The following is an 8,999-nucleotide window of genomic DNA, read 5'->3' as shown; positions in this document are numbered from 1 at the left end:
GTGAGGTGGCGGCGTGGCGGGAAGGGGAGTTCACCTGGGTGCGCGCCCGGACCGCGTGGGCGAGCGGGCGGCGCACCCGGCAGTACGCCTCGGTGGCCGAGGTCGAGGCACTGCCCGTACCGCCGCCGGGCGAGGGCTGGCTGTACGCGTGGGCGTGGCAGGACGAGGAGGCGGGTGTGGTGCGGGCGCGCGGTTTCCCCCGGCGCGGGGACGGCATCGGCGAGGACGAGGCCACCGGGGCCGCGGCGATGACGCTCACCCACGAGCTGGGCCGCGCCCTGGACATCCGCCAGGGCGCGGGCTCGCAGATCCTCACCCGTCCCCGCCCCGGCGCCGTGGTCGAGCTCGGTGGCCGGGTCACCCGCCACCGCCCCGACGGCGCCTGAGGCCGCGTACGGGCCCTGCGGAAGGGGGAAAAGCGTGTGCCGCGTAGCGGGCGGGCGATGCATGCTGGGGGTGTGAACCGCCCTGTGATCGACCTTGCCCTCGCCCCTGAACTGCGGCTCTTCGCCCCGGCCGACCGGCGCGGCGCGCACGTCGCGCTCGCGACCGACGGGTGCTCCACGCTCGGTCACGCGGTGGAGTCCTTCGGTGTGCCGCTCACCGAGGTCGGCGCGCTGCTCGCCGGCGGGCACCCGGTGGCCTCCTCGCACGTGCCCGCGCACGGCGAGAGCATCGAGGTGCGGGCGGTGGCGCGGCCGCAAGCGGTGCCCGGGGCGCCGCTGCGGTTCCTGCTGGACGTGCACCTGGGGACGCTGGCGCGGCGGTTGCGGCTGCTGGGGGTGGACGCGGCGTACGAGAGCGCTGACATCGGGGACCGGGCGCTGGCCGCCCGGTCGGCGGCCGAGCGGCGGGTGCTGCTCTCACGGGACCGGGGGCTGCTGCGCCGCAGGGAGCTGTGGGCGGGCGCCTACGTCTACAGCGACCGGCCCGAGGAGCAGGTGCGGGACGTCCTGGGCCGGTTCGCGCCCCCGCTGGCTCCGTGGTCGCGGTGCACGGGCTGCAACGGGGTGCTGCGCGAGGCCGACAAGGACAGCGTCGCCGACCGGCTCGAAGGCGGCACGCGCTCGACGTACGAGGTGTTCGCGCAGTGCACGGCGTGCGAGCGGGTGTACTGGCGCGGGGCGCACCACGCCCGCCTGGAGGCGATCGTCGCGGGGGCGGTGGCGGAGTTCGGCGGTGCGGCGGTACCGGCTCCCTGAGGAGCCGTCACCTGCCGGGCGCCGGGGGCCTCAGCTGGTGCTCATGGCGTAGGTGAGGCGGTGCAGCTGTTCGCGGTGGGAGGTGGGGGGCAGCGCCTGGAGGTGGGTGCGGGCCTGTTCCACGTACGCGTCGAGCAAGGTGGTGGCGGCGTCGACGGCGCCCAGTTCGCGCAGCAGCGCGCTCAGGCGGGTGCGGGCGCGCGGGTGGTGTCCGGCGCGGGTGAACAGCCGGTGCAGGCGGCGGGTCTGGCGGGGGCCGGCTTCCTCCAGGGCCAGGAGCAGGGGCAGGGTGGGGCGGCGGTTGCGCAGGTCGCTGGAGAGGGGTTTGCCGGCGCGGGCGGCGGCTTCGGCGGTGGCCGGGCGGTAGGGCAGCAGGTCGTCGCGGATCTGGAAGGCGATGCCCAGGGCCTGCCCGTAGGCGGTCAGGGCCTGGGTGAGGGTGTCGTCGGCGCCGCTGATCAGTGCGGCGCAGCGGCAGGTGGCGCGCAGCAGGGCGGCGGTCTTGAGGGTGATCACGGCCAGGTAGGCGTCGCGGCCGCAGGCCGCATCGGTGCGCAGGCGGTCCTCCAGCAGCTGTCCGCGGCAGATGTCCGCCCCGGTGTGGCCGGCGAGGGCGATGACGTCCAGGAGCAGGCGGGGGGCGATGCCGTGGTGGTGGGCTTCGGCGACGTCGGCGAAGGAACGGCACAGCAGGGCGTCGCCGGCCAGGAGGGCCGCTTCGGTGCCGAAGCGGGCGTGGACGGAGGGGCGGCCGCGGCGCCGGGTGTCGCCGTCGATGAGGTCGTCGTGGACCAGGCTGGCGGTGTGGTGGCTCTCCAGGGCGGCGGCGACGGCCGCGGCCTGGGTGAGGTCGCCGCCCAGGGCGGCCACGCACAGCAGGAGCAGGCGGGGGCGCAGGAGTTTGCCGTGGGGCAGCAGAGCGTAGCGGGCCAGGGCGTCGAGGGGGTCGTCGGGGCGGGGCCACAGCTGGTGGGTGCGGCGGGTGTAGTAGCCGGCGAAGAGGGCGGCCGGGGTGCGCTCACCGGCGGCCGGTGCGGGGGGTGTGGGGTCGGGGTTCACGGGTTCTCGCCGGGGTGCGGGATCTGGTGTGCCCGGGCGCGGGGGCGCCCGGTGGCCAGCTTGGCAGTTGTCCGGCGTCCGCCGCCTTCGCGACGCGGGGGTACGGGGGCGTCTTTGGGGTGACGGTGGTGGCGTGTGGCGAGATGGGCTCGTGCCTGGTGGTTCGCCCGCGAGGCGCGTTCGCGCACCTCGCGCGAGGTACGCGCATGGTGTGCGCGAGGGCGGGGTGCGGGGTGCTGCCGGGGTACGGGCCGTCGCGGGCAAGGGTGGAACGGCGGGGTGCACCCGGGTGGCGGCGTGGGGGCATCCGCTGCCGGGAACGCGTGGCGCGCGGGGTGGGTGGCCGACGGTGGCGGTACGCGGCGGGCGGCGGACGGCTGAACGGTCTGCGGCCCTTACCGGGGGCCGGTGGTGGACCAGATGATGGCCACGGCCAGGTGATCGATGCGCCAGCCGGCCGGCGTGCGGCGGGCGGTGAAGTGGTAGTGGGCGCCGCCGGTGAACAGCGGGCCGCCGTCGTGGGGGACGTGGGTGGCGTGGGCGGACGCCTGTCCCGAGGCGCGGTCGCCGTCGAGGTCGAGGTGGTGGTTGGTGACCAGGTGGTGGGTGCGGGCCCAGGCCGCCTTGGGACCGTGGAAGAAACCGGGCAGGCCCGCGACGCCGTGGTGGTCGCCGTTGGGCAGGTCGAGGTGGACGTCCTCGGTGAACAGGGCCCGGTACCAGTTCTCGTCGCAGGCGTCGGGGTCGGGGTGGTCCAGGCCGGCGGCGAACCGGTCGATGAGGGCGGTGAGGTGGGCGCGGTCGGTCAGGGCGGTGAGGTCGTGGCGCAGGCGGCTGATCTGGTCGGCGAGGGACGGCATGAGTGCTCCCGGAAATGAGGTGGGCGGGGCGGGGGGGGTCAGGCGGCGGCGGGGCGGGCGGCGGGGACGTCGCGGGAGATGAGGCATTCCTCGACGAAGGCCAGGGCGCGCAGGTGGTAGGAGCGGGCGGCCCAGCCCAGGCTGATGTTGTGCCCGGCGTGGGGCTGGCGGTCGAAGACGACCTTGGGCGCGGCGCTCAGCAGGTGGCGCATGGAGGCGATGGTGTCCTCGTCGTGGTGCCACCAGCCCTCGTGTTCGGCGAAGGTGAAGCGGACGGGCACCTTGACGCGGGCGGCAAGGCCGGGGAAGTCGCCCGCCCAGCGTCTGGCCTCACCGGCCTCGCGCCGGGGCATGGGCGTGACCAGCGGTTTCGCGGAGCGGAAGGTGCCCGGTGGGTAGAGGGCCAGCTTGCCCCAGTGCAGGGGCCACGTCTTGAGGCCGTGGAAGTCCTGGATCTGGCGTACGTCGACGGCGTAGCGGTGGCTGATGCCGGAGATGTCCAGGCCGATCAGGCCGGTGCCGCGGTCGTCGGCGGCGGCGTGCAGGGCGAGTTTGCCGCCGTAGGAGTGGGCCATCAGGAAGGTGCCGGCGCCGGTGTCGTGGGTGGCGGCGAAGCGGGCGAGGGCGGTGTGCAGGATGCGGGACTGCTCGGCGAGGGTCTGGCCGTGGGGGAAGCTGGCGGCGGAGAGCCCGTAGCCGGGGCGGTCGACGGCCAGGACGGTGAAGCCCAAGTCGGCGCCGAGGGTGAGCAGGGACTGGCTGGGGTGGGTCTGGCCGTGGAAGTAGCCCGCGCGCATGCCGCCGCCGTGGACGGCCACCACCAGGGCTCTGGGGGGTGTGTTGCGCGGTTCGATGAGCAGGCCCGAGAGCGGGGTGCCGTCGGCGTCGAGGACGATGTCGCGCACGTCCGAGGCGGCGGCGGAGGCGGTGGGGTGGGTCAGCTGTGTCATGGGGGGTCCGTACTCCAGTGGTCCAGAGCCGCAGGGGTGGGGCATCGGCGGTGATGACCGCGCTGTGCGGCGGGGCGGTGCCGGCCTGGCGGCCGGGGGGGGTGGCGGACGGTGCCGGGCCGGCCCGGGGGGGCGGGTCAGTCGATGCCGCGCCGGATGTGGGGTTCGGTGGTGGGGCCCTCGTCCTCGCCGGCGAGGAGGACCACGGCGTCGTGGCGGGGGCTCTCGGCGCTCTCACCGGTGCGGTGAGCCGTCTCGGCGATCACCGGCCACCCCCGCGCACCGCGACGGCGCCGGAACGGGCGCGAGGAGTGGGGTGGGTGGGGTGGGTGATCAGCCGGAACGCGGCCCGGCGGGCCCGGGCGCACAAGGCGATACGGCCCGAACGGGCGGGGCGGTGCCCGGCGTCGGGCGAGGGCGGGGAGGAGAGGGGCACGGCGGATGTCCTTGAGGGGGGGTGCGGGGCGCGGAGGGGATGAAGGTGGGCGGAGCCGGTGCCGGCCTGGCGGGTGGGTGCGCGGGGCGGCGAGGGGTGGTGCTCTGCGGTCCCGGCGGGGTGTCTTCCCCTGCCCACCGGTGCGGCAGCCGGCCGGACAGGAGGGTGGGCGTACGGGCCGGGGCGGGCGGCACGGTTGAGGGGGGGATGCCCTGGCTTCCGCCAGGGCATCGGCGCAGGCGCAGATGTGTGACGGCGGCGTACTCCCTCCACCGCGCACCGGCCGGACACACGCCGAAGGCGGGCGTACGAGCGGGGTAGGCGCGCGCCCGGTTCTGTCAGGGGCCGGCGGGGGCCGCACGCCAGAGATTGCTGTGGCGGGCTGTCCTCCACCTCGCGTGCGCACTCCATCCGGGTCGGAGCCGTCCTGGGAGGGCCGGGTGGGTTCCTGCTCCGGCCGGGCGCCGCGCAGATACCGGTTGCGGTGCGCACGGCCCGTCCGGCGGAGGTGTCCTTCTCCCCTCCCCCGCCGGACGACGGGTAGGGCGGCACCCGGGATTGCCCTCAAGGCCCGGACCGGCTTGAGGGTGCGGACCGCGCACGTGTGCGTGCGAGCCGCAGGCAATGGGCGGCGGCCGCCGAATCCAGCCTGTCCGGGGGCACCTCCCAGCGGTAGCTGGGGGAGTTTGAGGACGGACGATCCTTGACGGCCACCCGCCCATCCAGGCGCGCCCCTTGAAGTCCCCGTGTGGTGGCGAAGTGGTGTCCCTGCCAGGGAGGGCCAGCGCTGCCGGGTCAGCCCACGGTGTGCCTGCTGGCGCGGCGCGCAGCGAGGTTGGTGCCGGCGGCCCCCGGGGCGCCGCAGGGTGCGTAAAGGCCCGTACGCGATGGGCGGCAGCCCCCTCGTGTGCGGTAAGGGGGCCGGTCCGCCCGGCAGTTGTTCTGCCCGGGCCGGGTACCGGCCCCTTGCCGCCGGAGGGCCGGGAGGGCGGGCGGCCCGGGCCCGTGGGCGGCGGTGCCCCGGCCGCGGTGAGCCGGCCCGCCGGCCCCGGTCCGCGAAGGGTGCTCCCCCGGGTGGGGGCGGATGTGCCGCGGACCCGGCAGCCGCCCGGTGGGGGTGGCTGCCGGGTCTGCGGACCGGAAAAAGGGAGGGGTTACTTGCCGTAGGGGCGGCGGGCGCGCTGCTCGCGGAGGCCGTCGGCCCACCAGCCGAGCTGGTCCAGGAGGGACTTGGCGGCGGCGGCCGGGCCGGTGGTGTCCTTGGGCTCGCCGTCGGCGTCGAACTTCTCCCAGGCCATGTGGAAGCTGACGGCCTCGCGGATGGTGACGGCGTGGAGCTCGGCGAAGATCGGGCGCAGCTGCTCGGCGGAGCGCAGGCCGCCGGCGAGGCCGCCGTAGGAGACGAAGCCGACGGGCTTGCCCTGCCACTGGGTGTAGTGCCAGTCGATGAGGCTCTTGAGGGAGGCGGGGAAGCTGTGGTTGTACTCGGGGGTGACGATCACGAAGGCGTCGGCCTGCTCCAGGCGCGGGGAGACCTTGGCCAGGGCCTCGGTGACCTCGGCGGAGGGCTGCTGGGACAGGACGTAGGGCAGCTCGTGGTCGGCGAGGTCGATGACGTCGACCTCGAAGTCGTCACGGACGCCGGCCTGCTTGACGAACCAGTTCGCCACCGTGGGGCCGAAGCGGCCCTCGCGGACGCTGGCGACGATCACGGCGAGCCGGAGGGGGGACTGGGACACGGTGTGCTCCTTGCTGGTAATGAAAAAAAAGGGGGGTGCCAAAAAAACAAACGCGGGTCACCGGGAAGGATATTTCAGCGCACCGGGCGGGTGCAGTGAAGCCTTTCCTGCGGACGGGGGGTCAGGTCAAGCCCGTGGGCGGGAGTTGACGAGGAATTGTCAGTGGCCTGGATTTTCGAGCGCTGACAGGTAGGTCTGTTCGGACTGGGCGCCGGAGAGGGCGGGTCCGTTCTCGAAGAGGAAGAGGGGCACGGCGTTGACGCCGCCGCGGCGTACGCGTTCCAGGCCGGCGTGGACCTCGTCCATGCCGTCGTGGGGGTCGGTGCCGCTGCCCAGGCCGGTCTCGGTGGCGAGGCGGGCCAGGACGGCGGGGTCGCTGATGTTGACGCCGTCGGTGAAGTAGGCGCGGAAGAGGCGTTCGGTGACCTGTTCGGCGAGGTCGTGGCGGGCGGCCAGGGCGATGTGGCGGTGGGCCTGGAGGGTGCTGGTGTGCACGGCGCCCGCGTAGTCCAGGCGCAGCCCGTCGTGGGCGGCGTGGGCGGCGACGCGGGTGGTCTCGGCGCTCACGCCGGGCCCGAACTTGCGTTCCAGGGCGACCAGGAGGGGCTCGCCGGTGGCGGGGGCGTCGGGGTCGAGCTGGAAGGGCAGGAAGCGGACCTCAAGGCTGCCGCCGGCGGCGCGGAAGCGCCTGGCGGCGCGGGCGAAGCGGGTGTAGCCGATGTAGGAGTGGGCGCAGATGATGTCGAGGACGACATCGACGCGGCGGGGTGCGGGCGGGTCGCTCACCATGGGGTTACGGGTCCTTCGTGGGTGGTGGGGGTGCGGGGTTCTCAGTGCTGTTCGGCCGTGGCCGGGGCGGTGGCGGGCCGGGGCGCGGGGGCGGCGGGGGTGCGCAGGAGCAGCAGGGCGGCCACGACGAGGGCGGCGAGGGCGGCGGTGGCGAGGTAGACGCCGTCGATGCCGATGGGGCCGGTCATGGGCTGGGTCAGGGCCGGGGAGAGGAACTGGCCCAGGAACAGGCAGGAGGTGACGCCGCCCAGGACGCGGCCGCGCAGGGCGGCGGGGGTGCGGGAGGCGAGCCAGGTGTTGAGGTTGGGGATGAGCAGGCCGATGCCGGAGCCGACGATGACCAGGCCGAGGAGGACCAGGGGCAGGGAGGAGGAGGCTCCGATGGCGGCGAAGCCGGTGGCCAGGAGGGTGAAGGTGGCGATGGCGACCGGTTTGAAGGCGAAGCGCTGGTTGATGCGGCCGTAGTTGAGGCCGACCAGTGCGTTGGCCAGGCTCATCAGGGCGATGGCCAGGCCGGCGCCGCTGGCGCCGATGCCGCCGATGTCCTTCAGGTAGAAGGGCAGCTGGGAGGGGACGGTGTAGAAGATGATCTGGGAGATCAGGACGAGGGCGTAGATGCCGTAGGCCAGGGCGGGGAAGCGGGCGGTGGCCCGGCGGCCGTCGGTGGCCTGGGGTGCGGGGGCGGCGGGCGGTTCGTTGACGTAGCGCAGGACGAGCGCGGTCAGGGGGACGGCCACGAGGTAGATGGCGAAGGGGCCGCGCCAGGTGAGGTCGGCCAGGACGCCGCCCAGGGAGAGGAAGGCGACGCCGCCGAATCCCATGAAGCCGGCCTGCAGGCCCAGGACCCGGGAACGGGCCTGGCCGGGGTAGTAGTCGGTGACCAGGGTGGTGGTGGCGGTCATGATGCCGGCGACGGCGACGCCCAGCAGGAGCCGGCCGGCGAGGATGGCGTAGAGGTTGTCCAGCAGCAGGCCGGAGCCGCCGGCGAGGCCGAAGAGGGCGACGGAGGCGGTCAGTACGGGCTTGCGTCCCACGCGGTCGACGAGGGTGCCCACGAAGGGGGCGCCGAGGGCGATCATCAGGGCGGGGACGGTGAGGACCATACGGACCAGGAAGGCGGAGTTGTCGACGGCGGAGAAGTGTTTCTCCATCGCGGGCAGGGACGGGGCGATGATGGCGCCGGCCATGGTGGTGAGCATGCTGGCCAGCAGCAGGGTCAGCAGGATGGGGCGGGAGCCGGTGGGCGGCTGCGGGCGGTGGCCGGTGGGGCCGTCGGTGTGGGTCACCACGGTGGGGTTCTCCTCCTGGTTTTCGCATCCCGCCGGTGTCCGGCCCGCCGGTGTGCGGGCCGCATGCCACCCGGGGGGCGCATGGCACCGGGGGCGTGGGTCACGGCGGGCGTGGGCCGCGTCATCAAGACGGTGGCCCCGGGCACGCGGACCCGCTTGGGCCTGGGCCCGGAAACCCGGGGCGCAAAAGCCTGGGGCCGGGGGCGGGTGGGCGCCGGGGGTGTCGGCGTGCGTCACGGACGGGCGGCTTGGGGGGACTTGCCGGGCTGCCCGGTCCATCATTGCCGGAACGCATCGGTCCGGTCGGCGGGTTGCCGTTGATTTGGCGGGGAGCGGACGAAGGTTTCACGTTGTTCTGCGGTGTTCGCGCATTGCGGGGTGCGCATTGCGGGGGTGCGCCCTGCCGGCGCCGGGGAATACCCGGCGGATTCTCCGGACCCGTTCCGCTGCCCGGGCCCATTCCGCTTCCCGGGCCCGTTCTGCGTCCCGGGCCCGTTCCGTTTCCCCGGGCGGGCTCACTCCTCGTATCTGCGGCCGCCCGCTGTTCCCCCACGGAGGCGGAGCGGTACGCCGGCCGGCGCTGGTGCGTACGGGCCGGCGCCGGTGGGTGGATGGCGCCGGCGCCGGGCCGGTGGTGGGGGTGCGGCCGGCGGCCCGCGCGGCGGGGGCGGTGCG

The 8,999-nt window shown here is 74.9% G+C and carries 9 protein-coding genes and 1 pseudogene; 2 read left to right on the top strand and 8 right to left on the bottom strand.

Features of this window, described 5'->3' with window-relative positions; all coding sequences use genetic code 11:
* Both J7E86_RS27010 and J7E86_RS27005 read left to right on the top strand, forming a co-directional pair.
* Nucleotides 1-386 (top strand): annotated as a pseudogene (locus J7E86_RS27010) (PhzF family phenazine biosynthesis protein); the annotation flags it as partial.
* A 72-nt stretch (nucleotides 387-458) separates the two neighbouring features.
* Nucleotides 459-1,202, top strand: a complete 744-nt coding sequence (locus J7E86_RS27005) for a Mut7-C ubiquitin/RNAse domain-containing protein (RefSeq protein ID WP_215085191.1) — start codon at nucleotides 459-461, stop codon at nucleotides 1,200-1,202.
* A gap of 30 nt (nucleotides 1,203-1,232) precedes the next feature.
* On the opposite strand, the gene J7E86_RS27000 is transcribed toward J7E86_RS27005, so the two are convergent.
* The 8 genes from J7E86_RS27000 to J7E86_RS26970 all read right to left on the bottom strand — a co-directional run bounded on the left by J7E86_RS27000 (nucleotide 1,233) and on the right by J7E86_RS26970 (nucleotide 8,324).
* A complete protein-coding gene (locus tag J7E86_RS27000; protein ID WP_215085189.1) occupies nucleotides 1,233-2,261 on the bottom strand; it encodes a polyprenyl synthetase family protein in 1,029 nt (342 codons plus the stop codon).
* Nucleotides 2,262-2,656: 395 nt separating this feature from the next.
* Nucleotides 2,657-3,121, bottom strand: a complete 465-nt coding sequence (locus tag J7E86_RS26995; RefSeq protein WP_215085188.1) for a nuclear transport factor 2 family protein — start codon at nucleotides 3,119-3,121, stop codon at nucleotides 2,657-2,659.
* 38 nt (nucleotides 3,122-3,159) lie between these two features.
* The gene (locus J7E86_RS26990; protein WP_215085186.1) at nucleotides 3,160-4,071 is read right to left on the bottom strand and encodes an alpha/beta fold hydrolase; all 912 of its coding nucleotides are present in this window, start codon (nucleotides 4,069-4,071) and stop codon (nucleotides 3,160-3,162) included.
* A gap of 137 nt (nucleotides 4,072-4,208) precedes the next feature.
* Nucleotides 4,209-4,337 carry a hypothetical protein gene (locus J7E86_RS31700; RefSeq protein ID WP_285439777.1) on the bottom strand — a complete coding sequence of 43 codons (129 nt, stop codon included), beginning with the start codon at nucleotides 4,335-4,337 and terminating at the stop codon, nucleotides 4,209-4,211.
* Nucleotides 4,334-4,507 carry a hypothetical protein gene (locus tag J7E86_RS26985; RefSeq protein WP_215085184.1) on the bottom strand — a complete coding sequence of 58 codons (174 nt, stop codon included), beginning with the start codon at nucleotides 4,505-4,507 and terminating at the stop codon, nucleotides 4,334-4,336. The genes J7E86_RS31700 and J7E86_RS26985 overlap by 4 nt, the downstream gene beginning before the upstream one ends.
* A gap of 1,154 nt (nucleotides 4,508-5,661) precedes the next feature.
* The gene (locus tag J7E86_RS26980) at nucleotides 5,662-6,246 is read right to left on the bottom strand and encodes an NADPH-dependent FMN reductase (RefSeq protein WP_215085182.1); all 585 of its coding nucleotides are present in this window, start codon (nucleotides 6,244-6,246) and stop codon (nucleotides 5,662-5,664) included.
* Between the two features lie 159 nt (nucleotides 6,247-6,405).
* Nucleotides 6,406-7,035, bottom strand: coding sequence for a DsbA family oxidoreductase (locus J7E86_RS26975; RefSeq protein ID WP_215085180.1), 630 nt, complete (start codon nucleotides 7,033-7,035; stop codon nucleotides 6,406-6,408).
* 41 nt (nucleotides 7,036-7,076) lie between these two features.
* Entirely contained in the window at nucleotides 7,077-8,324 is a 1,248-nt protein-coding gene (locus tag J7E86_RS26970; RefSeq protein WP_215085178.1) for an MFS transporter, read from the bottom strand.
* Between the last annotated feature and the right edge of the window lie 675 nt (nucleotides 8,325-8,999).

Source organism: Streptomyces sp. ISL-11, from assembly GCF_018614525.1.
In the GTDB taxonomy this organism is placed as follows: domain Bacteria; phylum Actinomycetota; class Actinomycetes; order Streptomycetales; family Streptomycetaceae; genus Streptomyces.
This window is presented reverse-complemented; position numbering and strand designations above follow the sequence as displayed.

What these genes read in the sequence shown, in the direction of transcription:
- J7E86_RS26975 (WP_215085180.1), bottom strand. Translation starts at nt 7,035, where the DNA reads ATGGTGAGCGACCCGCCCGCACCCCGCCGCGTCGATGTCGTCCTCGAC.
- J7E86_RS26995 (WP_215085188.1), bottom strand. Translation starts at nt 3,121, where the DNA reads ATGCCGTCCCTCGCCGACCAGATCAGCCGCCTGCGCCACGACCTCACC.
- J7E86_RS26990 (WP_215085186.1), bottom strand. Translation starts at nt 4,071, where the DNA reads ATGACACAGCTGACCCACCCCACCGCCTCCGCCGCCGCCTCGGACGTG.